21 protein-coding genes are annotated in these 25,709 nt (G+C 37.1%); 10 read left to right on the top strand and 11 right to left on the bottom strand.

Features of this window, described 5'->3' with window-relative positions; all coding sequences use genetic code 11:
• Positions 1–23 precede the first annotated feature (23 nt).
• Positions 24–560 (bottom strand): universal stress protein, encoded by a 537-nt coding sequence (locus tag AA637_RS07460; protein WP_446682218.1) that lies wholly within the window; start codon positions 558–560, stop codon positions 24–26.
• Positions 561–948: 388 nt separating this feature from the next.
• On the opposite strand from AA637_RS07460, the gene AA637_RS07455 reads away from it, so the two are divergent.
• Positions 949–4,062 carry an alpha-mannosidase gene (locus AA637_RS07455; protein WP_446682217.1) on the top strand — a complete coding sequence of 1,038 codons (3,114 nt, stop codon included), beginning with the start codon at positions 949–951 and terminating at the stop codon, positions 4,060–4,062.
• Between the two features lie 183 nt (positions 4,063–4,245).
• Here the strand turns inward: AA637_RS07455 and AA637_RS07450 are convergent, their stop codons facing one another.
• Positions 4,246–4,968 carry a pyridoxine 5'-phosphate synthase gene (locus AA637_RS07450; protein WP_446682216.1) on the bottom strand — a complete coding sequence of 241 codons (723 nt, stop codon included), beginning with the start codon at positions 4,966–4,968 and terminating at the stop codon, positions 4,246–4,248.
• A gap of 138 nt (positions 4,969–5,106) precedes the next feature.
• Positions 5,107–5,256, bottom strand: coding sequence for a hypothetical protein (locus AA637_RS07445; protein ID WP_201150042.1), 150 nt, complete (start codon positions 5,254–5,256; stop codon positions 5,107–5,109).
• A gap of 251 nt (positions 5,257–5,507) precedes the next feature.
• On the opposite strand from AA637_RS07445, the gene AA637_RS07440 reads away from it, so the two are divergent.
• Both AA637_RS07440 and AA637_RS07435 read left to right on the top strand, forming a co-directional pair.
• Positions 5,508–6,692, top strand: a complete 1,185-nt coding sequence (locus tag AA637_RS07440) for an NAD(P)H-quinone oxidoreductase subunit H (RefSeq protein WP_446682215.1) — start codon at positions 5,508–5,510, stop codon at positions 6,690–6,692.
• A gap of 147 nt (positions 6,693–6,839) precedes the next feature.
• Positions 6,840–7,964, top strand: a complete 1,125-nt coding sequence (locus AA637_RS07435; protein WP_446682214.1) for a THUMP domain-containing class I SAM-dependent RNA methyltransferase — start codon at positions 6,840–6,842, stop codon at positions 7,962–7,964.
• A 60-nt stretch (positions 7,965–8,024) separates the two neighbouring features.
• On the opposite strand, the gene AA637_RS07430 is transcribed toward AA637_RS07435, so the two are convergent.
• The 3 genes from AA637_RS07430 to thrB form a co-directional block, all read right to left on the bottom strand.
• The gene (locus AA637_RS07430; protein ID WP_069789983.1) at positions 8,025–8,777 is read right to left on the bottom strand and encodes a phycobilisome rod-core linker polypeptide; all 753 of its coding nucleotides are present in this window, start codon (positions 8,775–8,777) and stop codon (positions 8,025–8,027) included.
• Between the two features lie 122 nt (positions 8,778–8,899).
• Positions 8,900–9,385 carry an acyl-CoA thioesterase gene (locus AA637_RS07425; protein WP_446684549.1) on the bottom strand — a complete coding sequence of 162 codons (486 nt, stop codon included), beginning with the start codon at positions 9,383–9,385 and terminating at the stop codon, positions 8,900–8,902.
• 80 nt (positions 9,386–9,465) lie between these two features.
• Entirely contained in the window at positions 9,466–10,383 is a 918-nt protein-coding gene (gene thrB / locus AA637_RS07420; protein ID WP_446682213.1) for a homoserine kinase, read from the bottom strand.
• Positions 10,384–10,412: 29 nt separating this feature from the next.
• On the opposite strand from thrB, the gene nrtS reads away from it, so the two are divergent.
• Positions 10,413–10,694 carry a nitrate/nitrite transporter NrtS gene (gene nrtS / locus AA637_RS07415; protein ID WP_446682212.1) on the top strand — a complete coding sequence of 94 codons (282 nt, stop codon included), beginning with the start codon at positions 10,413–10,415 and terminating at the stop codon, positions 10,692–10,694.
• Between the two features lie 61 nt (positions 10,695–10,755).
• Here the strand turns inward: nrtS and AA637_RS07410 are convergent, their stop codons facing one another.
• Positions 10,756–11,622, bottom strand: a complete 867-nt coding sequence (locus tag AA637_RS07410; RefSeq protein ID WP_446682211.1) for a tetratricopeptide repeat protein — start codon at positions 11,620–11,622, stop codon at positions 10,756–10,758.
• 298 nt (positions 11,623–11,920) lie between these two features.
• On the opposite strand from AA637_RS07410, the gene AA637_RS07405 reads away from it, so the two are divergent.
• On the top strand, positions 11,921–13,063 hold the full coding sequence (locus tag AA637_RS07405; protein WP_446682210.1) for a hypothetical protein: 1,143 nt from the start codon (positions 11,921–11,923) through the stop codon (positions 13,061–13,063).
• Between the two features lie 264 nt (positions 13,064–13,327).
• Here the strand turns inward: AA637_RS07405 and lepB are convergent, their stop codons facing one another.
• From lepB to AA637_RS07390, 3 genes are all read right to left on the bottom strand, one after another.
• On the bottom strand, positions 13,328–13,939 hold the full coding sequence (gene lepB / locus AA637_RS07400) for a signal peptidase I (protein WP_446682209.1): 612 nt from the start codon (positions 13,937–13,939) through the stop codon (positions 13,328–13,330).
• A gap of 202 nt (positions 13,940–14,141) precedes the next feature.
• Positions 14,142–15,602: a hypothetical protein gene (locus AA637_RS07395; RefSeq protein ID WP_446682208.1), complete on the bottom strand. Its 1,461-nt coding sequence runs from the start codon at positions 15,600–15,602 to the stop codon at positions 14,142–14,144.
• A gap of 160 nt (positions 15,603–15,762) precedes the next feature.
• The gene (locus AA637_RS07390) at positions 15,763–16,674 is read right to left on the bottom strand and encodes a glycosyltransferase family 2 protein (protein WP_446682207.1); all 912 of its coding nucleotides are present in this window, start codon (positions 16,672–16,674) and stop codon (positions 15,763–15,765) included.
• 116 nt (positions 16,675–16,790) lie between these two features.
• On the opposite strand from AA637_RS07390, the gene sufR reads away from it, so the two are divergent.
• From sufR to AA637_RS07375, 3 genes are read left to right on the top strand one after another with little or no spacing between them, the layout of a single operon-like run.
• Complete coding sequence (gene sufR / locus AA637_RS07385; RefSeq protein ID WP_446682206.1) at positions 16,791–17,432, top strand: iron-sulfur cluster biosynthesis transcriptional regulator SufR; 642 nt, start codon at positions 16,791–16,793, stop codon at positions 17,430–17,432.
• A 58-nt stretch (positions 17,433–17,490) separates the two neighbouring features.
• Complete coding sequence (locus AA637_RS07380) at positions 17,491–17,739, top strand: hypothetical protein (RefSeq protein WP_446682205.1); 249 nt, start codon at positions 17,491–17,493, stop codon at positions 17,737–17,739.
• Between the two features lie 60 nt (positions 17,740–17,799).
• The gene (locus tag AA637_RS07375; protein ID WP_446684548.1) at positions 17,800–19,164 is read left to right on the top strand and encodes an NAD-dependent succinate-semialdehyde dehydrogenase; all 1,365 of its coding nucleotides are present in this window, start codon (positions 17,800–17,802) and stop codon (positions 19,162–19,164) included.
• A gap of 34 nt (positions 19,165–19,198) precedes the next feature.
• Here the strand turns inward: AA637_RS07375 and AA637_RS07370 are convergent, their stop codons facing one another.
• The gene (locus tag AA637_RS07370) at positions 19,199–19,888 is read right to left on the bottom strand and encodes a hypothetical protein (protein ID WP_446682204.1); all 690 of its coding nucleotides are present in this window, start codon (positions 19,886–19,888) and stop codon (positions 19,199–19,201) included.
• Positions 19,889–20,043: 155 nt separating this feature from the next.
• On the opposite strand from AA637_RS07370, the gene AA637_RS07365 reads away from it, so the two are divergent.
• Both AA637_RS07365 and AA637_RS07360 read left to right on the top strand, forming a co-directional pair.
• Complete coding sequence (locus AA637_RS07365) at positions 20,044–22,542, top strand: glycogen/starch/alpha-glucan phosphorylase (RefSeq protein WP_069789996.1); 2,499 nt, start codon at positions 20,044–20,046, stop codon at positions 22,540–22,542.
• Positions 22,543–22,758: 216 nt separating this feature from the next.
• Positions 22,759–25,683, top strand: coding sequence for a UPF0182 family protein (locus tag AA637_RS07360; RefSeq protein ID WP_446682203.1), 2,925 nt, complete (start codon positions 22,759–22,761; stop codon positions 25,681–25,683).
• Positions 25,684–25,709 lie beyond the last annotated feature (26 nt).

Below are 25,709 nucleotides of genomic sequence, written 5' to 3'. Positions count from 1 at the left end.
TGCCAAACTAAAATTATTCATGATTAATTTTTTATCCCATGTTGTATTACTAAAACAGCACAGGGAGCATTATGGACAACATAGTTGCTGACACTACCTAGTAAAGCCTCTCCTAAACCTTTTAAACCACGGCGCCCAGTAACTATTAAATCCGCTTCCCAATCCTTTGCTAATTCACAGATTTCGAGAGCAATACTACCAGTCAGACACATAAATTCGCATTTGACATCTGCTTGATAGGCTTCAGCTTGTAGCGATTCTAACCATTCATTCACTTTCTTTCTGCTATCTTCTAGCATTTCTTGCTCGACATCCCACACTTCTGAGGTGTACATTCCACTACCCACCACAGAGGGCATTAATAAATCAGTGTTATGAGACAAATTTTCGTGCAAACAATGGCACAGCATCAATTGGCTATGATTGTTTTTTGCTATCTCTAGGGCTTGTTGATAAACTTCTTTATTAGTTTCGGGGTAGTCTAAACTTACAATAATCTTATGAAAGCCTAGGGATAAACTATTATTTTTTTTATTTTCACTATCTAATTTTTTATCCATGATTTTGTACCTTTTTTATATTTTTTTCCCTATATATAGTTTGACATCACTACTTATTTTTTTACGGTTTATGATAAAAAAATTAACTTTCTTCTTACATACAACAATGTTTAATCATTGATGCTGAATATTTTCTCAATAACTTGTAACCAAAAGACTTCTAACTATGGTCAATCTATGATTAACAATCAAAGTAATATAAAGATGTTCCATTATAAATAATTAAGATATTATAAAAATTTTGAATAACTAGTCTTTATAATCTATTTCCTATATATCCTAACTTTTTTTAAATACTGTAAGTGAGTTTTTTCATAGTATTTTGCTGAAAATAAAGGTATTATATTAGTAATATAAAGTTATCTATGTCAATATATATATCTTCTAAATGTTATTAAAAGAAACTATAAATAAACTTAAATCTTTAACTGAACTAGACATACAAAACCACTGGTATTTTTTAGATGAAAAATTATCAACTCCCCCCTTAGCCATCGATAGTAATTGGCAAAGGGCGATCGCCAATGAAAAAAAATATTTAGTTTGGGAAAAAGGTAATAAAATTCGTTGGTTTGCTCAAAAAATAACCATTCCAGATCATCTAAATAACTATCCTCTTGATAACCTCTCATTACGAATTGGATTAACATGGTGGGCAGAATCAGCAGAGATATATATTAATAATAAATTAGTCTGTGAAGGAGATTTATTCGACTCCTCCAGTCGAGTTTTAATTACTAATAATAGTCAACCAAATGAAGAGTTTATCATTAGTCTAAAATTAGTTAGTCCGAATCATGACATCGGAGGATTAATGTCTTCTCGATGTCTTTATGAAAGTGAGTACAACAACACCATTGACCCTAGTTTTGTGGCTAACGAACTTACCGTTTTATCTCAATATATTGATAACTTTTACCCCGAAGATAACATTAAATTAGAGAATGCTATTCAACTAATTAACTGGAATAATGTTAATAAACAAAACTTATTTAATCAGTCACTAATTGAGTTGAGAAATAAACTTTTACCTTTATCTGCATACATCAAAAATAGAAACTTTTATTTATTAGGTCATGCCCATTTAGATATGGCTTGGTTATGGACAATGGATGAAACTTATACCGTTGCCCAACGAACTTTTAACTCAGTTTTAAATTTACAAAAAGATAGTCCTTCATTAACATTTGGACATACCACTGCATACCTATATCAATGGATAGAAAATCATAATAAACCTTTATTTGCTCAAATTCAAGCAAAAGTAAAAAATAATACTTGGGAAATATTAGGAGGAATGTGGGTAGAGCCAGAGGTAAATTTAATTAGTGGAGAATCATTAATTAGACAAGTATTATATGGGCAAAAATATTTCCAAGAAAAGTTTGTAAAATATAATCGGGTGGCATGGTTGCCTGATAGTTTTGGTTTTCCTGCTCAATTGCCTCAAATTTTGAGTTTGGGACAAATTGATTATTTCGTAACAGGAAAACTACACTGGAATGACACTAATAAGTTTCCCCATGGTTGTTTTTGGTGGCAGTCTCCTGATGGGAGTAGGATTTTTACGGCCATGTCTCCTCCAAATGTGGCGGGGGTAATGAATACTAATCCTGTGGTGATGAGTGACTATAGTGTGGATTGGGAAAAGCAAACAGGGTTACAGGATATTTTTTGGTTACCAGGAGTTGGTGACCATGGGGGAGGGCCTACCCGTGATATGTTAGAAGTAGTAAAACGTTATGATGATTCTCCTTTTTTCCCGCAGGTAAATTTTGCTAAGGCGGAAAATTATTTAGATAAAATTAAGGATAAATTAAAAGGTAATATTCCCATATGGGATGAAGATATTTATTTAGAGTTACATCGGGGTTGTTATACTACCCATGGAGATCAAAAATATTTTAATAGATATTGTGAGAAGTTACTTTTTCAGGCTGAGTTATTCTCTACAATTATTAATATTTTAAATCATAACTATCAGATGTGTTTTAAAAAAGTTAATAAAATACAGTCTAACATTGATACTCTATGGCAAAAAGTACTATTAAATCAATTTCATGATATTCTTCCAGGCACTTCTATTACTCCGGTTTTTAAAGAAGCAAATCAACTTTGGCAGGAGGTAATAGAACAAGGAGAATTAATTTTACAAGATTGCCTAAGGGCGATCGCCCTTAATATTGATAATACAGAAAAAGAGTTACCAAAAGGAGCAAAAAGAGTAATAATTTTCAATAGCTTAAATTGGAAACGCTCAGAAATAGTGGAGATAGATGTTGATGGAAAACAGTATCAAGTAAAAGACTGTCAGGGTAATATATTAGAAACTCAAATTTCTGAAGAGAATAAGCTATTAGTTTTTGTTAATAATATTTATGGCGTTGGCTATACTCAATTAATATTAACTCCTGCCCAAGAAATAGATAAATTAAAACCTTTAAAATTAGAAAGAGAATTTATTTTACAAAATGAATTTATAAAAGCAAAAATTGATCCTAAAACAGGAAACTTAATCAGCATTTATGATTACAACATAGGCAAAGAAATAATTAATGGTCAAGGGAATGAATTACAACTATTTCAAGATAAAGGACAATATTGGGATGCTTGGAACATTGACCCTAATTATGAAAAATATCCCCTAAACAATCCTAAATTAATAGAGATTCAGTGGCTAGAAAATGGAAAATTAAGACAAACCGTAAAAATAGTTAAAAAATATAAAAAATCAACCTTCATACAGAAATATATTTTAAACTGTAATAGCCCTATTATTTATATCGAAAATACCATCGATTGGCAGGAAGAATACACTCTCTTAAAAGTTAACTTTCCCCTAAACTTTACTAGCCCCAAAGCTTATTATGAAACTCCCTGTGCAGTGATGGAATATCCTACCACACCAAAAACTACATTAGAAAAAGCAAAATGGGAAATTTGCGCCCATCATTGGGTTGACTTAAGCAATAATAAATATGGAGTAAGTTTACTAAACAATTGTAAATACGGTCATGATTTTAAAGCAAATCAAATTCGACTAAGTTTGTTGCGTAGTCCTAAATGGCCTGACCCTACTTCTGATATGATGATACATAACTTTACCTATGCTATCTATCCCCATCAAGATAGTTGGCAAGATGCAAAAACTGTTCATAAAGGCTATGAGTTAAATGTACCTTTACAAGTAATAGTTTTGGATGAAAATGAGCATAATGCTGATATATTACCCTCAGCCCAAGAGTTTTTAAATTTAGGTTCAAATAATTTAATTTTGACAGCCTTAAAACAAAGTTATGATGACCATAATCAAATTATTATACGTTGTTATGAAGCAGAGAATAAACCTGCTAATTTTCTCTTAAAAAACACTTTAAATTTAAGAGTTCACAAAAAAGTCAATATTTTAGAAAATGCCCTCAATGACATTGATTGCAAATCTATTAAACCTTGCGAAATTGCTACTTATGTTATTATCTCAGAATCAAAGGAAAATGTTTAGTTTTGTAGAGCAAAACATAAAGTAACTTATCATTAATAGAGACTTTTGCACTTTTTGAACGTAATTAAAAAATATTGCTAGGGGCTACAGTTACATCTATTTTCCGATACTTATATTCAAACCGTGTAACCTAACCAAATACACGGCTTAAAACATTTAATCCAATTCACTAAACCTAATCAATTAAAGTTCTCCCCTCATAGCCAACTTCATCTCCCTTACAGCCCTTTCCAAACCAACTAAAACAGCACGGCTAATAATACTATGACCAATATTTAACTCCTCCATGCCCTCAATACAAGCCACAGGGTAAACATTCCAATAAGTTAAACCATGACCAGCATTCACCCTCAAACCTAAATCAAGGGCTTGTTTTGTACCCACCTTCAGGGCTTCCAACTCCTTCCTCTCAATGTCCTTATTTGGAGCATCAGCATATTTTCCTGTGTGCAACTCAATAAACAAAGCTTTAGTTTTGAAAGATGCCTCTATTTGAGCCTCATCAGCATCAATAAACCAACTTACAGGAATACCAGCACCCTGTAACCTCTCAACTACATCAGTAAAACGACTTAAATTATTAACAATATCAATACCTCCTTCCGTGGTTACTTCTTCTCTTTTTTCGGGTACAAGAGTGACATAATCAGGTTTAATATCTAGGGCAATATTGATCATCTCTTCTGTGGGAGCCATTTCTAAGTTTAAATGGGTGCGTACTGTTTGCCTTAGTAGCTTAATATCTCGATCTTGAATGTGTCGTCTATCTTCTCTAAGGTGCGCTGTAATGCCATCAGCCCCTGCTAATTCGGCTAACACGGCGGCCCCAATGGGATCAGGTTCTATGGTACGTCTAGCTTGGCGAATGGTCGCCACGTGGTCAATATTTACACCAAGGGTTAACAATTTTATTTACTACTCCTTTTGTTAGACTTGTGAAAAAATTTTATGTCCGAAATACTTTTTTTGATAAAAGGGAAATTTAACGGTCAACCATTAACAGTTAAATTTCCTAACAAATAATAAATTTGGCTAGTCTCTGAACTATTTGATTTTATTTTGTTGGGCTTGAACTTGATGTAACAATAAGTCTATTTCGGCTTCTAGGTGAATGTATTTTACTTGTTGGTCAGCGTTGTAGGCTCTTTGTAACTGTTCTATTTTAGAGTCTTTAGATTGAGATTGAGTAGCCATAATTATGAAAAGTTTATTATTGTTGATTTTATTAAAGTTAAGTAACTGATTGTAACTTAGATTTATATGTTATGTTATTTATTAAGAAAAGTAAAGATGTATTTACCTAACCCCATGGGAAACAAAAGGCGAATAACCTATAAAATATAAGAATAATAATTAATAATAGAGATTAGAGACTAAATCATTGTCAAATTTCTCCACTAAATTGTTTCACAGGTTGAAATATTAACAAAATATAAATTTGCTATATGCCTAAAATTGAAACTAGAACAGAACCCATGGTATTAAACATGGGACCCCATCACCCCTCCATGCACGGGGTGTTAAGGTTAATTCTTACCCTCGATGGTGAAGACGTAGTCGATTGTGAGCCAGTCATCGGTTATTTACACCGAGGTATGGAAAAGATTGCGGAAAGCCGTACTAATGTAATGTACGTCCCCTACGTTAGCCGTTGGGATTATGCAGCAGGAATGTTTAATGAGGCTATTACGGTTAATGCTCCTGAAAAGTTGGCAGATATTGATGTTCCGAAAAGGGCTCAATATATTAGGGTAATTATGCTTGAGCTTAATCGCATCGCTAATCATCTTCTCTGGCTTGGCCCTTTCTTGGCAGATGTGGGCGCCCAAACTCCTTTTTTCTATATTTTCCGTGAACGGGAAATGATCTATGATTTATGGGAGTCGGCTTCAGGAATGCGCTTAATTAACAATAACTATTTCCGCATTGGTGGGGTAGCAGTTGATTTACCCTATGGTTGGGTAGATAAGTGTGAAGATTTTTGTGACTATTTCTTACCCAAGGTTGATGAGTACGAAAAGTTAATTACTAATAATCCTATTTTCCGTAAAAGGGTTGAGGGTATTGGTACTATTACCCGTGAACAGGCTATTAACTGGGGTTTATCTGGCCCTATGTTGCGTGGTTCTGGGGTAAAGTGGGATCTTAGAAAGGTTGACCACTACGAATGTTATGATGATTTTGATTGGGATGTTCAGTGGGAAACTGCTGGGGATTGTTTTTCTCGATATTTGATTCGCATTCGGGAAATGCGTGAGTCTATTAAGATTATTCGTCAAGCCCTCGAAGGTTTACCCGGTGGTCCTTACGAAAATTTGGAAGCTAAAAGAATGGCTGAGGGCAAAAAATCTGAGTGGAATGATTTTGAGTATCAGTATATTGCGAAAAAGGTAGCCCCGACGTTCAAAATTCCTGAAGGTGAGCATTATGTTCGCATGGAAAGTGGCAAGGGTGAGTTGGGCATTTTTATTGTGGGTAATAATGATGTGTTCCCTTGGCGTTGGAAAATTAGAGCTCCTGATTTTAATAATTTACAGATTCTTCCTCATTTACTAAAGGGGGTTAAGGTTGCTGATGTTATGGCAATTCTCGGTAGTATTGATGTAATTATGGGATCTGTGGATCGTTAATCTGATTTTTGGAATCTATATGGAAGGGTGCTTTTCGGAGCATCCTTTTTTTATGGCTAAAATTTGAGGTTATCAGGTTGATTTGTGAAGAGGTGTTGTTTGCAGATTAAGATAATTAGCAGACAGAGTAAAAAAAAATAATTATTAATGACCTATCAATATTTTGCCACTGTAGGCAGAGGTTTAGAAGATATTGCTTCCCAAGAGATTATTAATTTGGGGGGGACAAATGTTGAAACAGATTTTACGGGGGTTCATTTTAAGGGAGATACAGAATTACTTTATCGGGTAAATTTATGGAGTAGGACCATATTTAGGGTTTTATTAACTTTGGAAACTGTTCCTAGTTATGACTCGGACGAACTTTATGAGAGTGTAAACAGTTTTGATTGGTCACCTTATCTTAATCCTTCTCAAACCTTGGCGGTTCATTGTACGGGAAAAACTCCTCGTCTTAATCATAGTCATTTTACCGCTTTACAGGTTAAAAGTGCGATCGTTGATCAACAACAAGAAAAGTACGGCATAAGATCTGATGTGGATACAGAAAATCCAGACGTGATTATCAATGCCCATATCCGTCATAATAAATGTACCCTGAGCTTGGATAGTTCTGGAGAAAGCCTCCATCGTCGAGGTTATCGCCCCGCCATGGGACGAGCGCCCCTTAAGGAAACCTTGGCAGCGGCTTTGTTATATATGACCGATTGGACTCCTGATTTACCTTTAGTAGATCCTCTTTGTGGCTCTGGTACTTTACCTATCGAGGCTACTTTAATGGCTCTGAACATTGCTCCAGGATTATATCGAAAGGATTTTGCTTTCCAAAAATGGGCAGGTTTTGACCCTGATTTATGGGAGAAAGTGTTTGCGGAGGCAGAGGCTAGTGAAAAAGATACTATGCCCATAATCACGGGCAGTGATGCAGAGGAAGATGTGATTATCCAAGCCAGAAGTAATGCTCGTGCCTGTGGATTTGCCGATAAGGTGAAGTTTTATCATCAAAGGTTGATTGATGTGGAAGCCCCTGCGGATCATGGTGTCCTCATTTGTAATCCTCCCTATGGTAAAAGACTGTCAGAAACAGAGCAGTTATTTCCCCTTTATAAATTGTTGGGGGATGTTCTCAAGCAAAGATTTAAGGGATGGACTGGTTACATTCTCAGTGGTAATAAAGAACTAACTAAGAAAATTGGTCTAAGGACTTCTCAACGGATTCCTGTGGATAACGGGGGAATTCCTTGTACTCTGTTAAAGTACGAGCTTTATTAAAAAAAAAGGCAACGGGGCAAAAACCCCATTGCTTGTCATTTTAATCGAGGGCAGATCACCTTATGATTTACGATAAGGAACTCTGTCTAAGCTGATATTCATAGCCGATACACGGGGAGCAGGAGTAGGCTTACTACCGATGCTACGAGCTAGATTGAGATAACCAGAGGGATCTCCTGCTTTGACTTGTTTTTCTTGGGGAGTAAAACGACGAACTTGATTTTGCCAAATAACTTGAGGGAAACCAAGCTGATTGCGGTGATACTCGTTGTAACGAGGAGATTTGATGTTGAAAGGTCTTTCGCCTAGTTCACGGGAAGGTAAGTTACGACGACGTTGATAAGGTACGATGTCATAACCAAAACTTTCAAGATATTCATCGGAGTTTAATAACTCATCGATGAATCCTTTGTAACCTTTTGTGGCAATGACGATAGACCAAGCAATTTTTTCTCTTTCGTTAAAGACATCACGACCTAAAACCTTTTGTACGCAATGCTCTACAAAGCGATAGTTACTATTTTTTTCGTAAAAACTGTTTCTAAAAGTTTCTGATAATAATAAGCCACGAATGAAATCACGAACGGTGATTTGGCGATTACGTAGTTGAGATTCTAGGGCGACTTCACGGTCAGATTTGAACGCATGAAAGAAAATTTGACGATAGGCAGCCTCAATGAGGTTGTCCATGTCGGATGCGAAAAGTAAGTTTTCCGCATTATAGATTTTTGGTTGCTCATCTCCGCCAACCTCGAATCCTTCTACACGAGAATTCTGAGAGCTGGGAGTGTAATTAAGAAGAGGAAGAGTCAAGGATTTTACCTCCGTATTTTTTGTATTTTAAAATATTTTTTCTTCAATCAATAGCATAATCGACAAGGGCTACGGAACTGAATAAACGTAAAGAATTGTTACACTCAATCCCAGAAAAATGGTCATGACATCTTGACTAAGGCTTGTTGTAATATGGGGGGGAGTTGCCTCAAAACCTTGCCTTTTTGGGTATCTATGCCCACGAGGGTCACTCTACCTGAAAGGTAAAGATTCTGAGAGGAGAAGGAAACTATTTCATAATCCCAGTGCATTCTCACTTTTTGGATTTCGTTGACACGGGTTTTGACGATCGCACTTTCTCCCATTTTTAGGGGTTGATGATAGCGAAGATTAATTTCCACCACGGGTAATTCACAACCAGCACTGACTAAATCGGCGTATTCGATGCCAATGCTACGCAAATATTCAATTCTGGCTTCTTCTAGCCAGGGGATGTAGTTGCCGTGCCATACTATTCCTGCATAGTCGGTGTGGTGAGGATGGACGGTGATGGGATATTGAAACCATTTTTCGATGGTCGCCCTCAAACTGTGATCAACCTCAATATCTGTGGTAGGTGGTAATTGGGGATTATTTTCTTGTGTCATATCGATTTGGTTTTGATGGGGAATAGGCAACAGGCAATGGGCAATAGTATTAACTATGAACAATTCTTAATTATTCATTATCAATTGTCAATTACTTCCGCTCCTTTTGTGTCAATTAAGAGCGATCGCACTTTAGCTGTTATCCCAACTTGTAACCAAGCCTTTTCCATGGCTTCAGCCACCCCCTGATCTTCATTCTGGGGACACAAAGCCAATAATGTAGGTCCTGCCCCACTAATCACCATACCATAACCACCATGGCTTAATACCGCCTGTTCTACTTCACCATAACCCTTTATCAAACTACGGCGATAGGGCTGGTGTAATTTATCCTGTAGGGCTTCAGATAACCATGCACCATTACCCGTTTCCAAACCCCTCAAAAGTAAACCTAAATGACCAATATTAAATACCGCATCCCCATAACTTAAACTTTTGGGTAAAACCCCCCTCGCTTCTTCCGTAGATAACTCAAAATCGGGAATGCCCAACACAAAGACAATGTCATTATTAACTGGGATAGGTACAAAATGCCAACTATCTCCATTACCCACCGAAAGGATACAGTTTCCCATAAATGCTGGAATTACATTATCAGGATGACCTTCAATGGCGATCGCCAAGTTCATTAACTCCGAAGAAGATAAAGGCTTTTGAGCAAAATAATTAGCCCCTAATAATCCCCCCACAATGGCAGTGGCAGAACTACCCAAACCTCTGGCTAGGGGCACACCCACTTTTATATTGATATTTACAGGGGGAATTTCTTCCCCAATATGTTCGTAAACCTTGACAAAAGATTGGTATAACAAATTATCTTCCCCAAGACTAATTTTTTCTCCTTCCATGCCAGAAACCCTGAAGGAAGTACCGTTAGAGCTTCGGGTAAATTCAAATTCGTTATAAAGACTTAAGGCCGCCCCCAAACAATCAAACCCCGGACCAATATTTGCAGTGGTTGCAGGGACTCTAATTACCATAGAATTACTTTTAGCCATCTATAAAAATATAATTTTTTTCTTTAACGATGAATAATAGTTTAACCAGTTATGGGCAATATTTAGTTACCCCCAAATATGCGAAAAAGGGTTTTAAAGTGGCTCTATTTGTTGGTACTATTATTTTTCTAATTAATCACGGTACGGCCTTAACCCAAAGAAAAATGACCCCCCAACGGTGGTTGAGCGGAATTTTAAGTTACTCTGTTCCTTATTTTGTTAGTATCCATGGTCAATGGTCTGTAGCTAAAAACAATAAGTCAGAGAAAGAAATTGTCTCTCATGTTGAGGAGTTAACCATTAATCGCTAAGCATTAATTTATAACAGATAGTCGTTTAAGATTTAAAGCTTTAGGAAAATAATTTTTTAGCTTATTCTTCTAAAGGTACTAAATTGTTTTCTACTATCCTTTTCACCGTGGGATTTGCAAAAAACACTTTAGTATCAGCCATGAGATTTTCACCCCATAAATTCATAATTAAATAGTCAAGATTACCGTATTTTCCATCTAATCTTAAGGCTTGAGTGACCATACGAATGGCTTCCCCTTGTTGTCCTTGATTATACAAAGCCACGGCAATGGCAAGGGTAGGCTCGGCCTGAGATTCATCTATGGCAAGGGTATCACGCCAAAGGGCGATCGCCCTGTCCTTATTTCCTGTTTCATATTCTGCTAAGCCAATATTATTCTTCGCTGGCCAAAATTCTTCATCAAGCTCGAAAGATTTTTGATAAGATGCGATCGCATCAGGAAATTGTTGTAACTGTAAATAGGAATTACCAAGATCAAAAAATACTTGAGTATTACCACTGTCAAGGGCTAAACCATCCTGAAGGGTAGTAACAGCGGATTCATAATCACCTAGCTGAAAATAAGAATTACCCAAAGCAAACAAAACCTCTGCCTCATCAGGTGCCAACTCCCTCGCTTTCACAAAAGCATCAACTCCAGCCTGAGAATGTCCTTGTTGAAGGTGTAAAGTACCCAAAATAAACCAAGTTTCATACTGATTAGGTACTAAACGAGCCGCTAACTTTGCCCTCGACAAAGCCAAATCATACTCCTGAAAACGAATCAATTGCACCGCATCCTGTAACAACTGAGAGCCATAGGGGGCAAGGACCTCAGAATCTACATCTGGACTATAGGGAATCACAGCTTGAGCCTTTACCCTCCCAGGGTTAAAAGTTACTCCTAAAAGCACTAAAACAGACAATAACCAATTACGATATAACACTATTGTTAAATTTTGCGAACTAAAATAATATATCGCCTCAATTGTAACAAGCAAATAATGATAATAGATATATTCTTGACATATATCACAACATAAATATGGACAGATTCCTTAAATCAAACTTAATTCAGTCTAATGAAACAAAATATATACCAATAATAAAAAACAACAAAAATAACTAATAAAGTATAAATATATGTGGCAAAAGTTAAAAAGATTTGTTAGATTTTTTTTTAGAAAATCCAGAAAAATTGATGATGAGCCGATCAATAAAGTAAGTTTAATTCTGATTATTATTATGGATTTATTTATCCTTAGTAATGTTTTTATCGGTTTAGACGATATTGGTAACTGGTATATTAGCCCTTCTAACAGCCATCCTTGTTATTCTCCGTGGCGAGATTATCGCAATGATACCAGTGAAAATAAAGATTATGCTTTTTTTACGGGGACTGTCCATAGTTACCTATACAATGCGGATTGGACTCTGCGAGAAAATTATCAAAACTTAGAAGATGGACATTTGGGAAGTGTTTCACCGATGTGCTATGGTTATGCTTCATCTTTTGATGAGTTACAAATACCCGAATTTAAAACTAGAGTAGAAACCATTAATAACAAAGAAAATACTATCTCTACCATTCAAGCGGAAAATGTAAGAATCAGAGAACAATATGATTCTAGTTTATTAGAAGAAATTGCAGGGCAACCAGGGGAGTTATCTATCAATGAGTTACGGGCAAGGGAAGCCAAAGAAACCTTAGACGAAAATAATGCCAGAATACAAACTCTTAATGGGGAGATAAACACCCTTAAGGAAGAAATTTTGGTTTTAACTCCCGTTGAGCAATTCTTAAATTTACTTAATTCTGATGACGAGTTTACTAATGTAGAAAACAGTTTTGAGAGAGCTTCCTTTTGGTATCCTAGTATTCAAATTATCTTCCAGGTTTTATTTTTAGCTCCTCTAATTGCGATCGCCACTTGGTTACATATCAAAGCAGACAAAGACGGAAATGGACAACTAGCCCTAATCACATGGCATTTATTAGTTATTTTTTCCATCCCTTTAATCGTCAAGATATTCCAATTTTTACAAGTTGGCGCCCTACTATCGGTTTTTGCGGATATAGTCGCCGTACTGTTTACTGGACTACTATTTGTTTTAGCCTACCTTTACATCTTTATAATTCCCTTAATAACCTTTGCTCTGATTAAATTAAGTCAAAAATTAATCTTCAACACCAAAAATCAAGCGAGTAAAAGAATTCAAAACTCAAAATGTCTGCGATGTGCCAGAAAGTTGCCCCCCGACAGTCTTTATTGTCCCCATTGTGGATATTATCAATACCAAGAATGTCATAACTGCGGCAATTTAACCTATAAACACCTGTCCTACTGCATCAATTGTGGTGCATCACAAGAAAATAATGACCATTAAAATCATTAATTGCCAAAAATTCAGTCAAAAGTACAAAATCATACTAAATCTTGTTTCAATAATATACTAATTAGGGTGGAGAACAGGGAACGGGGAACAGACAAAAGATAATAATTGTTTATTATCAATTGTTACACGGTGGATAATAGTAAACCTTACAAATCGGATTTGGTATTACAGATAGGACAACAATCAATCGACATTTAAACATAGCCTCTATCTAACCCATCCTCCGCACTTTGCTTTTTCAGCGCACCCTAAATATTATTGAGGAGATTCGATTAAAGTATCCGCAAGGGCAGAATTTTCATCGATACCCCCCAGACGATTAAAAGGCCAAAAACGTACTGTAGCTCTCCCAATAATATTTTCATCTGGTACATAGCCCCAAACATGGGAATCAGAGCTATTATTACGGTTATCTCCCAATACCAAATAGCTATTTTTAGGTACTACCACAGGCCCAAAATCATATTTAGGGGCATTCTTGATATAAGGCTCTTTTAAAATTTGACCATTAACTTGTACATCGCCATTTCTCACCATAACCTCATCCCCTGGTAAGCCAATTACCCTCTTAATAAAAGCTCCATTCCAACCCAACTGCTGAATAGCTTCGGTGGCATCAAAAACAATTATTTCTCCTCTCTCTGGCTGCCGAAAACGATAGGTCATTTTTTCGATAATTAATCTATCATTAATTTGTAGAGTCGGTTCCATAGAAGAAGAGGGAATGTATCTAGCTTCTGCGACAAAAGTACGAATGCCAAAAGATAGAATACCAGCCATTACAACTGTCTTGACTATTTCTATGATAGGATTTTCTTCTTTTTTAACAGCTTTATTGGTTTCTGGTTTTGGCGATGGAGCACTCATATTTAAAATTAACGGAAAATATATTGCATCTTTTAGTTTAACTTACAGTTTTTTTGTTTGGGGAAAATCTATTAATGCTTTATGGGTAGTTAGAAAAGTGAAAGTCAATGATACTAAGCCAAGGTTATCAGCAAACTACTCATCTATACTTTGTATTTTGCAATAAATTTATTAAGTAGAAGACTTTTTCAGCGGACTTTAATTAATTGAAATTACAACTACGGCGGCGCTCTCTGGTATGCTCAGGTTCAAGCCAAGAATAGGCAAAGTGACTAATAGAAGTAATACCTCTATTTGCCCGTCTAATGCCTTCCATTTGTATTTCCAAGGAAGGACGTTGCCCCTCACTTCTGCCCCAAAAACCTGCCAAGACTGGCTTGACATTATTGACATTAGGTATCTCATCCACTACCCTTTGTATCTGTTGAGTAATACAACTGGCATTACCACAAAGAGCATAGGACATGGGATGAAACTCTGGTAAACGATGAGAAAAATTATCCCAAGGTTGTACCCGAGAATCAAAACCGATTTCTCCTACGGGTTGATTACCTTCGGGGAAAAACACAGCCCCAGAAGGAATACCCATTTGTTGTACCTGATTCACTGCAAAGTTGAGGAAGTCGATTACCCCTTGGGCTGCGTGGGCAACGGTAAAATACCATAAATCAAGCTGTAAGGCTGATAAACTATTATTATTGGCTGAATTTGGATTTCTTCCCTGCCAGAGGGGCATGATTTCATTGGGGAAAAGTTGCCGCATTTGTTCTATGTCATTGCCATTAATAAAACCCTGATCGATGTATTTTTGTAAAATCCACCTACCCTGATTGTTTACAGCCCTTGCCAAGAGTGCTTGACGGGAAGCATTGCCATAAATCCATAAATCTTTGACTTTGGAGGCTACCGAATAAGTACCACTGCCCCTAGGATAACGGATATAATCAAATAAAACTCCATCAGGGCGCCTTTGTAATACGGCTTGAAGCAAACGTTGATAATCTTGCCTAGCCACTGGATTATAGGGGTCTACAAAGGTTTGAGAAAGATCATCTACATAACCGATACTATTTTCTCCCTTACCATTCAATGCTAAAACATTTTGGCGATCGCTCCTAATACTATAAGAATAACCATAATTGAGAGAAAATAACCAGGCATACATCTTTAACCCGCGCGATCGCCCTTTTCCCAAAGTTTCCGCATATAAATCCCTATTTTCATAACCTGGTTGCTCAATGACACTTCTCCAAACAGTGTTATTACCATTTTTAGGTAATAGTACCCGACCATCAAAAAAAACTTCTAAATATACGGTGTTGTAACCCAAATTGATAATTTGATCCAAAACTTTCTCCACCGAACCATCCAACACATCACAGGGGTAAATCCGCAACCAAATCCCCTGCTCCTTCAACCAATTTCTATTACGACAATCCCGCAACATTTGAGAGTGTCGTTGAATAACCTGTTGATATTCTCTTTGGGCCTGAGTATTATTGCTGCCAAAAGCCTGATTTCTCAACTCAGCTTTGAGGTTTACCTCACTTTGATTAAATCTACAATAAGCATCATTAGCCCCTAGTGCAGGAGTAGAAAAAATCATTTGAGAGAAGATCGAAATTAAAGCAATAGCGACAACTAACCAACGGTATTTCTTCATACTTGAAAGTTCATGACCAAAAGAAAATAAAAACTTTCACCATCATAGCAATTAATAATTAGCAATTAATCCTTCACTGATTTTATATTACTTACTCTATGTCTTTCATCCTTCTATTTTTTAATCATTCCATATGCAATCAACCAAATATTATTCAATTTCACTTAGTTATTAAATGTTTTAAATAACCAAATTGTCCATAGGCATAAAGTACATTTTCAAAACGTACGGCAGGATTTTGATAATATTTTATACTCTTATAAACCCCTCGAGCAATCCTCTCAGATGCCTTGAAAAACTGCTTGGATTTTTTAGTATTCTTATCCTTCGCTCGATAGTATTCGCTCACTCCCTGCCACCAGCTACGACGTAAAAACCAATTCTTGGTTAACCTTTCTGGTTGTACATTATGTCCAACTTCTGCCATGGGTATGTAGAGCACTTTTTTACCATTTTTAATGGCTATTTCTGTAAATACAAGATCACCGTTAGATAATAAATTATTTCCGACTCGATCAAACTTTACATCAAATCCCCCCACTTCTTCCCAAAAACTTCTACGGAAAGAATAGTTTAATCCTCTTGGAGTTAAACCAGCATCATTGATTTGCTTAACTTCATTGCCTAAGTCATAAAATCCCAAAGCGATAGCCATGTCATCTGATAACCATGAAGGCAAGTGTGATACCCCTTCGGGCAAGATGAGATTGACTTTACCCCCGGCGATCACCACTTGAGAATCATTTTCATACACTTCTAAAAGAGTTCTAAGCCAATGGGGAGGTGCAATCGCGTCATCATCCAAATATGCAACAATGTCGCCATTGGTTGATTTTACACCAGTGTTTCTCGCCACGGATAATCCTAATTGTGGCTCATATACATATGATAACTGGGGATTATCTTGTAATAATTCTTGAACTATTGTGGCTGTACCATCAGTGGAAGCATTATCAACCACTACTATTTGATAGTCTTTTATATCTTGTTTTAAGAGGCTATCCAATGCAAGTTTTAAATATGCTTCTCGATTATAAGTACAAATAACCACGCTAATAGAAAGAGAACTCATAGCTATCAACCCTCAAAAATTTGTTACACTAAAAATAAAACAACAATAGAGTTGTTTTAATAAATGATAAGTTATACAAGTAATAATAAAATAAATAATTAATACAGAGGGAGACAATGAACATTTCCCTGCATCAATCCAGCAAAGAGAGTATTTTGCAATATCTCTTAAAAAATAATAAAGCCACGGCTCAAGAAATAGCCAAAGCCATAGATATCAGCCCCCAAGCCATTCGGCGCCATCTCAAAGACTTAGAAAGTCAAAACTTGATTGACTACGAAATAATGCCCCTCAAATCAGGGCGGCCCCAACATTCATATTATCTCAGTCAGCAAGGGCGAGATCTTTTTCCACAAAATTACGGTGATTTTGCCGTTTCTTTCTTAGATACCATGGCAGAAACCGTGGGGGAAAAAAAAGTTACCGAAATTTTGGCAAAACAATGGCAAAAAAAAGCCTCTATGTACCGTCAATATATGAAGGGTAAAAATATAGAACAGAGAGTTCAACAATTAGCGGAAATTCGTCGTCGAGAAGGATATATGGCGGAATTATATTCTTTGAGTGATACTGAGTCTGAAAAGTTTTTTTTTAGTGAGCATAATTGTGCGATTTCTGATGTTGCTCAATCTTATCCTCAAGTTTGTGGTCATGAGTTGGAAATGTTCGCTTCTCTTTTTCCTGATTGTAAAGTAGAAAGGACTAACTGGATTTATGATGGGGAACATCGTTGTGGTTATTTAATAACGAATGGATAGTGATTTGTTTCCTGATTCTTTTAAGATGAAGGGAAAGGAATAAATTCAGGTGTTTTAAATGATTAACAATCAACAGTATTTAAGCCAAGAAGAATCTATGGCGGTGGAAATGGCTTTGCTAACTTCTCAGGAAAAATTTTTGACCCGTTTAACTGTTTCTTCGTTACGGTTATTAAAGGTAATTGCCGATGATTTGCACATAGAGATAAATGATTTAACCCCACAACAAATTATTGCTTGGATGGAAAAAGATAGCAAAGTCAGACGAGAGGAAGGAATAGAAAAAGCTGTGCTGAAGTGGGAATAACGGGGGCTTTCTTGCTAAGATTTCATTAGGACTACCAACCAGTTTTGAGGACTGTATAGTATCATGATCGCTACCATTAACCCCACGACGGAAGAAATCATCCAAACTTTTACTCCCCTGACTACGGCGGAAATTGAAACTAAGTTACAGTTAGCGGATTCTACTTTTGAAAATTATCGCAAAAGTTCTTTTGAGTCTAGGGCTGATAAATTGTTAAAGGCGGCGACTATCCTCGAAGATGATGCTTCGGAATGGGCAAAGTTAATGACTTTGGAGATGGGAAAACCTTTTCAAAGTGCGATCGCAGAGGTGAACAAGTGTGCGCTGGTATGCCGATATTATGCAGAGCATGGAGCAGATTTTTTACAAAATAGAATGGTAGAAACCGATGCCTCCCATAGCTATGTAACTTATCAACCATTGGGGGCTATCTTAGCGGTAATGCCTTGGAATTTTCCCTTTTGGCAAGTTTTTCGGTTTGCTGCTCCTACCTTAATGACGGGGAATGTAGCCATGTTAAAACACGCTTCTAATGTGCCTCAATGTTCCTTAGCGATCGCCACTATTTTTAAAGGGGCAGGGTTTCCCAAGGGGGCATTTCAATCTCTGTTAATTGAATCAGGGCAGGTAGAGCAGGTCATCAGGGATTCTAGGGTAAAAGCTGTCACGCTTACAGGAAGTGAGTTGGCAGGGCAGAAAGTGGCTTCGGTGGCGGGGGAAGAGCTGAAAAAAACCGTGTTGGAGTTAGGGGGAAGTGATCCTTTTATCGTCCTGGAAGATGCTGATTTAGAGGAAGCTGCCACGGTGGCGGTGAATGCGAGAATGCGCAACAATGGTCAATCCTGCATTGCTTCTAAAAGGTTTATTGTGGTAGAGGCGATCGCCCCTAGGTTTGAGAAACTATTGTTAGACAAGTTCCAAGCCTTGAAAATAGGTGATCCCATGGAGGAGGATACAGACATCGGCCCCCTTGCCACCCCCGCAATTTTAGAGGAAATAAATAATCAAGTACAAAAAACCCTATCCATGGGGGCAAAAGCCTTGATTGGTGGAAAGCCTTTACAGGGGAAAGGAAATTTTTACCCTCCCACCCTTTTGACGAATATTCCTGAGAATTCCCCCGCCATGACAGAAGAATTTTTTGGTCCTGTGGCTTTACTTTTTACAGTAAAAGATGTCCAAAGTGCGATCGCTCTTGCCAACAATACCTCCTTGGGTTTAGGGGCTTGTGTGTGGACAAAAGATGAGAAAAATATAGAGCGTTGCATCAGAGACATCGAAGCAGGAAGCGTATTTATCAATGGCTTAGTAAAATCCGATGTTCATTTACCTTTTGGGGGTATAAAACGTTCTGGTTATGGCAGAGAATTAAGCATTGAAGGCATCCGAGAATTTGTCAATATCAAAACCGTTTGGCAAAAATAACTAAATTTTATGGTGGGAAAAATTCAAAAATTAATTAATTATCGAGAATAAAATTAGAAATAATTTTAAGGTTTTTAGTTTTTTCTTTAAGTAAAGTAACCTTTTCATTGGGTAAAATCATATCCCAGTGTCCCTCGGCAAAAATTAATAAGTTACTCATCATCACTAGACCAGTGAAAAGAAATTGCCAACCAATAACGTAAGGTAAAAAGAATATGGCTACTCCATGGATAGCTGTGGCGAGGAAAAAAGCCCGTGAGCGCATGGCAAAGCCTGTGACGAGATAGCCCATGGCGCTTATTAATAACCATAAACTGCATAGGTGGATGAGTAGCCAACCCCAACCAAGGGCGATCGCACAGTCCGTCATGACCATACCAAAAACCATTAGTCCCACCCAGGTATATAACAGCCATGATAATCGCTCAACTACCGTCCAACCATAGGTTAGAGCTATCATAATTCCAGTACCCATGATGGTTAAAATTGACCATGCGATCGCCTGATTAACCCAACTAAAAGGACAAAACTGAGCCACCAGAAAAATAAACCCAGAAATCAACCCCCACAACACCATACTTTGATCAATGCAAGTATAGACACCACAAAGAGGAAGCCAAGGATGAGGATTAAACCGCCAAGGGCGCATGGCATTAAAATAATCATCCTCCACAGATAACGGCTTTCTTTGCAGAATAGGTTGTTTGGGTTTAAAAAAAGGCATCACCGACAAAAATAAACAGTTTTATTAATAAACTTCATAAAAGTTAATACTATTTTAACCCTTTGAGTAGAAACCATTGCAGGGTTTTCCAGAAAAATAGCAATATTCTTAAAAGATCGTATAACCTTAACAATATAGAAGTATAGAAAAATACTATGGTAGAGACAACAATCCCTAAACACAATAATAATATTACAGTAGAAGACGATCGCACTGGTATGAGTCCACAAACGCTCAAACAGGCGTTTTTAGATAACCTCTTCTATATTCAAGGGGTAAACCAAAATAAAGCATCTAAACAAGATTATTACGTAGCCCTCGCCTACACCATCCGAGATAGAATTCTTCATCGTTTTCTCAAAACCATCGAAACCTACAGAGAAAGCAACACCAAAAGAGTATGTTACCTGTCCGCCGAATTTCTCATGGGCAGACATCTAGGCAACAATCTCGTCAACCTAGACATCTACCACGAAGTAGAGCAAGTAGTTAAAGAATTAGACCTAGATTTAGAAGAATTACTAGAAGAAGAACCAGATCCAGGTTTGGGTAACGGTGGCTTAGGCAGACTAGCCGCTTGTTTCCTCGACTCCCTCGCTAGTTTAGAAATACCCGCCATTGGCTACGGTATTCGCTATGAATTCGGTATTTTCCACCAACTCATTAGAGACGGTTGGCAAGCAGAAGTACCTGACAACTGGCTTAGATTTGGCAACCCCTGGGAAATTCCTCGACCCAACGAAACCATCGAAGTTAAACTAGGGGGCTATACCCAGCCCTACTGCGACTCTAAAGGTAATTGTAGAGTATCTTGGATACCCGATCGCACCGTATTGGCAATTCCCCATGATACCCCCGTACCTGGTTTTAAAACCAATACCGTAAACCCTCTACGCCTATGGAAAGCAGAAGCTAGTGAAGAGTTTAACTTTGAGGCTTTCAACGCTGGAAATTATGACCGTGCCGTGGAGGAGAAAATTAACTCCGAAACCATTTCCAAAGTTTTATATCCTAATGATAACACCCCCGCAGGAAGAGAACTGAGACTAGCTCAACAATACTTCTTTGTGGCCGCATCCCTCCAAGACTTGGTCAAACAACACCTAAGCCGTAACCCTAGCCTAGACAATTTCCATGACAAAGTCGCCATCCAACTCAACGACACTCACCCCGCCGTTGCCGTTGCCGAATTAATGCGTCTATTGGTAGATGAACACGCCATGGATTGGGATAAATCTTGGTATATCACCCAAAAAACCCTCGCCTATACTAACCATACCCTCTTACCCGAGGCTTTGGAAAAATGGTCAGTAAGCCTATTCAAAAAACTTCTACCCCGTCACCTCGAAATTATCTTTGAAATTAACCATCGTTTCCTCGAAGATGTGCGCACATGGTACCCCGACAATGAGGAATTATTAGAGCAAGTATCCCTCATCGAAGAAGGCTCAGAACAAAAAGTACGCATGGCACATCTAGCCTGTGTGGGTAGCCACGCCATCAATGGTGTAGCGGCACTTCATACCGAGTTATTACAAAAAGAAACCCTCCGTGCCTTTGCTTTCCTCTGGCCCGAAAAATTCTACAACAAAACCAATGGTGTAACTCCCCGTCGTTGGATTTTGCTCAGTAACCCCGAACTTTCTAAATTAATTACAGAAAAAGTGGGTGATGGTTGGTTAAAAGATTTAACCATTATGAAAGGGTTAGAAAAATATGTTGATGATCAGAAATTTTGCGATCGCTGGCAGGCCATCAAAAAAGCTAATAAGCAAAGATTAGCTGAGTATATCTTCAAAAAACAAGGCATCGAAGTTAACGTTGACTCTATCTTTGACGTACAAGTTAAACGTATTCATGAATATAAACGTCAGCATTTAGCGGTACTAAATATCATCGCTCTGTACAACAAAATCAAAGAAAATCCTGATGTAGAAGTAGTACCCCGCACCTTCATCTTTGGTGGTAAAGCGGCTCCCGGTTACTTTATGGCAAAATTAGTCATCAAATTAATTAACAGTGTGGCAGATGTGGTAAATAAAGATCCTGATGTACGGGGCAGAATTAAGGTGGTATTCTTAGCCAACTTTAATGTATCCCTCGGACAAAAGATTTATCCTGCCGCTGATTTATCCGAACAAATTTCCACCGCAGGAAAAGAAGCCTCTGGTACTGGTAATATGAAGTTTGCCATGAATGGCTCTTTAACCATTGGTACTTTGGACGGGGCAAACATCGAAATTCGCCAAGAAGCAGGGGCAGAAAATTTCTTCTTGTTTGGTTTAACCGCTGAGGAGGTATCTGAGTATAGGGCAAATGGTTATAATCCCATGGACTATTATGAAGAAAATTCTGAACTAGCCCAAGTGGTTAATCGTATTCGAGATGGGTATTTTAGTCATGGTAATAAGGATTTATTTAAGCCCATCGTTGATTATTTACTTTACAACGACCAATATATGCTCATGGCTGATTTTGCCGCCTATGCTGATTGTCAAGACAAGGTAGCTCAGGCTTATAAAGATCAGGACAAATGGACGAAAATGTCTATCCTCAATAGCGCCCGTATGGCTAAGTTTTCTAGCGATCGCACCATCAGAGAGTATTGCAAAGAAATCTGGGATGTTGATGCTGTTAATATAGAAATAGGATAATTGAGAATTGAAAATGGATAATTATGATAAATTAATGTTTTCTGGTTTGTACCATACAACTCAGAGTTAATCATTTGTAATTTCTGACCCTCTCAATGATTAATTTCCCTCTTTGCTAATAAGCTTAGGGGGGATTCTGTATTTTGTCTTTAAAATAATTGATAATCAATAAATTAATTGTCCATTGTCCATTGCTCATTGTCAATTGTTTTCCCTATGACACAGGTTTATAAAAATCCCGTCAAATTAATTGTTTTTAACCATAAAATTATTATTGCCTTTTTATCTTTAATAATGTTAGGTTGGCTATCGGCCATAGGTTTAAGTCGTTTAGGGGTAGAAATTCTTTGGTTTGAGGAATTAGGTTATTTACAAACTTTTTTAACTCAATTTAAAACTAAATTATTATTAGGATTAGTTACTTTTTTTATCTCATCACTTTTTATTTTTAGTAACATCTTTATTGCTTACAAACAGAGTAATCATCAGCACCTATATTATAAAAAGAAATTAGAAGAATTTGCGCCTCAGTCATCTCCTTTAAAGTTAAAATCACTGTTACTTCTTCTATTTTTTTTCAGTGTCAGTATTGGACTAGCCCTCATTTTTTATACTCAAACAGCCCATGAGGCTTGGCAACTAAATATTAATTTACCCAACGTAACTCCTAGGGTAGAATCACCCTTTCATCTTAGGGGAATAGCTGACCTAGTTCTTGGCATATCAGCAAATATTTGGGAAATTTTAATAGTTTTTACTGCTACTATTTTAGTATTATTTAAACCAAGATTTTGGTTGAATTTTATTGGTATTTATATTAGTGCAGTTTTTGCTTTAATAATTTCTGGTTATTGGATTAGATTTTTATGGTTTTTTAATAGTGTTGATTTTGATAAAACTGAACCTTTATTTAATCATGAAATTAGTTTTTATATTTTTAAAATACCTTTTTTACAAATATTAGATATTTGGGTACAAGGACTGTTTTTATATGGTATTAGTGCTAGTTTAATTATTTATTTAATAAGTAATAATAGCCTTAGCGAGGGGGGATTTAAGGGTTTATCCCGTCAACAATTACGACATATATACGGACTTTTAAGTGGTTTAATGTTTACCATTGCCATTATTCACTGGTTAAACCGCTATGGTTTAGTTTTCTCTACCAGAGGAGTAGTTTATGGTGCTGGTTATACCGACATTATCATTAATTTGCCCCTAGAAACCATTGCGGGATTGATCGCATCTGCCATTGGTATTTGGTTATTGATCAAATCCATCACGGGGTATGGAAGAGAGAATCAACGTAAAAAGGGTTTATCCTTTTCTCTTTTGCCCTTTATTTTTTATATTGTTTTTTACGGTGGTGGTTTGGGAGTTATAGAAGTTTTCCAAAATACCATCGTACAGCCCAATGAATTAAGCCTAGAAGAACCCTACATCGAACGTAACATTAAACAAACTAGATCCGCTTTTAACTTAGATCAAATTGAAGTGCAAACCTTTAATCCCGAAGGCTCTCTTACCCTAGAAGATATTAAAAAAAATAACTTAACCATTGATAATATTCGTCTTTGGGATACTCGCCCCATCCTTCAGGCAAATCGTCAATTGCAACAAATCAGACCTTACTATGTTTTTCCTGATGCAGATATTGATCGTTATAACATTAAAAATGATGAGGGTGATAGTAATTATACTCAGGTAATTGTGGCTCCCCGAGAGTTAGATTATGAATTGGTACCTGAACAGGCAAAAACTTGGGTTAATAAACATCTCATTTATACCCATGGGTATGGTTTTACCATGTCTCCAGTGAATCGGGTACAGCAGGGAGGATTACCTTTTTATTTTATCAGTGATATTGGCTCAGATTTAGATCCGGGGGGGTTGAGTGTTTCTTCTCCTGCTATTCGGGATAGTATTCCCATTGTGCGCCCTCGTATTTATTTTGGGGAGTTGGCAAATACTTATGTGATGACTAATACAAGGTTTCCTGAGTTTGATTTTCCCAGTGGAGAGGAGAATTTTAATACTAGCTATGATGGTTCGGGGGGAATTAATATTGCTGATGTTTGGCGCAAATTGGTCTTTGCTGTTCATCTGCGGGATTGGCGAATGTTGTTGACGGATAATTTTACCCCTGATACTCGTATTATATTTCGTCGTAACATTAATGAACGGATAAAGGCGATCGCCCCTTTCCTTTATTACGATCAAGATCCTTATCTTGTAGTGGCAGATGGAGAACCCAATGACTTAAATCATCTCTATTGGTTAGTGGATGCCTATACCATTTCTAATTATTATCCCTACTCAGATCCAGGGGAGAATCAATTTAACTACATTCGTAATTCAGTAAAAGTTTTAGTCAATGCTTATGATGGTAAAACAACTTTTTATATCAGCGAAGAAAATGATCCCCTAATTCGTTCTTGGAAAAAAGTATTTCCCGAACTTTTTAAACCTTTGAGCAGTATGCCTCCAGATATTTTGAGACATATTCGTTACCCCATTGATTTATTTAAAACCCAATCAGAAAGACTACTCACCTATCATGTAGAAAACACCCAAGTATTTTATAACAGGGAAGATCAATGGCAAGTACCCCAAGAAATTTATGGAGATGAGCCTTTATCCATTAATCCCTATTATCTCATTATGAAGTTGCCCATCGCCGATGAAGAAGAGTTTATCCTCTTACATCCCTATACCCCTGTCTCTCGTCCTAACCTCATCGCTTGGTTAGCGGCTCGTAGTGACGGGAAAAACTATGGCAAACTGTTACTATACCAATTTCCTAAACAAGAATTAGTATTTGGACCAGATCAAATTGAGGCTTTAATTAACCAAGATCCTCTAATTTCGGGGCAAATTTCCCTTTGGAATCGCCAAGGCTCGAAAGCTATCCAAGGAAACTTATTAGTAATTCCCATCGAACAGTCTTTGTTATATGTTGAGCCTGTTTACCTAGAAGCGGATCAAAATAGTATTCCAGCCCTTACTAGGGTGATTGTGGTTTATGATAACAGGATTGTCATGGCTAACAGTCTTCAAGAAGCCATTGACGGGGTTTTTGACCCAGAGAAAGCCCCCGAGTCCACCATTATCAGACCTCTTCAGGAGCTGGGCATTGAGTAAATTTCAACTATTTGAACCTAACTCCT

The organism is Cyanobacterium sp. HL-69 (assembly GCA_002813895.1).
Lineage (GTDB): Bacteria > Cyanobacteriota > Cyanobacteriia > Cyanobacteriales > Cyanobacteriaceae > Cyanobacterium.
The sequence above is the reverse complement of the archived record's forward strand: the minus strand, read 5'-3'. Positions and strand labels throughout refer to the sequence as shown.

Bases quoted from the DNA above. Each gene is read 5' to 3' on its own strand.
- lepB (WP_446682209.1), bottom strand. From the start codon at position 13,939: ATGAGTGCTCCATCGCCAAAACCAGAAACCAATAAAGCTGTTAAAAAA.
- AA637_RS07405 (WP_446682210.1), top strand. From the start codon at position 11,921: ATGGATTTATTTATCCTTAGTAATGTTTTTATCGGTTTAGACGATATT.
- nrtS (WP_446682212.1), top strand. From the start codon at position 10,413: ATGAATAATAGTTTAACCAGTTATGGGCAATATTTAGTTACCCCCAAA.
- AA637_RS07440 (WP_446682215.1), top strand. From the start codon at position 5,508: ATGCCTAAAATTGAAACTAGAACAGAACCCATGGTATTAAACATGGGA.
- AA637_RS07455 (WP_446682217.1), top strand. From the start codon at position 949: ATGTTATTAAAAGAAACTATAAATAAACTTAAATCTTTAACTGAACTA.
- AA637_RS07380 (WP_446682205.1), top strand. From the start codon at position 17,491: ATGATTAACAATCAACAGTATTTAAGCCAAGAAGAATCTATGGCGGTG.
- AA637_RS07390 (WP_446682207.1), bottom strand. From the start codon at position 16,674: ATGAGTTCTCTTTCTATTAGCGTGGTTATTTGTACTTATAATCGAGAA.
- AA637_RS07425 (WP_446684549.1), bottom strand. From the start codon at position 9,385: ATGACACAAGAAAATAATCCCCAATTACCACCTACCACAGATATTGAG.
- thrB (WP_446682213.1), bottom strand. From the start codon at position 10,383: ATGGCTAAAAGTAATTCTATGGTAATTAGAGTCCCTGCAACCACTGCA.
- AA637_RS07365 (WP_069789996.1), top strand. From the start codon at position 20,044: ATGGTAGAGACAACAATCCCTAAACACAATAATAATATTACAGTAGAA.
- AA637_RS07435 (WP_446682214.1), top strand. From the start codon at position 6,840: ATGACCTATCAATATTTTGCCACTGTAGGCAGAGGTTTAGAAGATATT.
- sufR (WP_446682206.1), top strand. From the start codon at position 16,791: ATGAACATTTCCCTGCATCAATCCAGCAAAGAGAGTATTTTGCAATAT.
- AA637_RS07360 (WP_446682203.1), top strand. From the start codon at position 22,759: ATGACACAGGTTTATAAAAATCCCGTCAAATTAATTGTTTTTAACCAT.
- AA637_RS07460 (WP_446682218.1), bottom strand. From the start codon at position 560: ATGGATAAAAAATTAGATAGTGAAAATAAAAAAAATAATAGTTTATCC.
- AA637_RS07445 (WP_201150042.1), bottom strand. From the start codon at position 5,256: ATGGCTACTCAATCTCAATCTAAAGACTCTAAAATAGAACAGTTACAA.
- AA637_RS07395 (WP_446682208.1), bottom strand. From the start codon at position 15,602: ATGAAGAAATACCGTTGGTTAGTTGTCGCTATTGCTTTAATTTCGATC.
- AA637_RS07370 (WP_446682204.1), bottom strand. From the start codon at position 19,888: ATGCCTTTTTTTAAACCCAAACAACCTATTCTGCAAAGAAAGCCGTTA.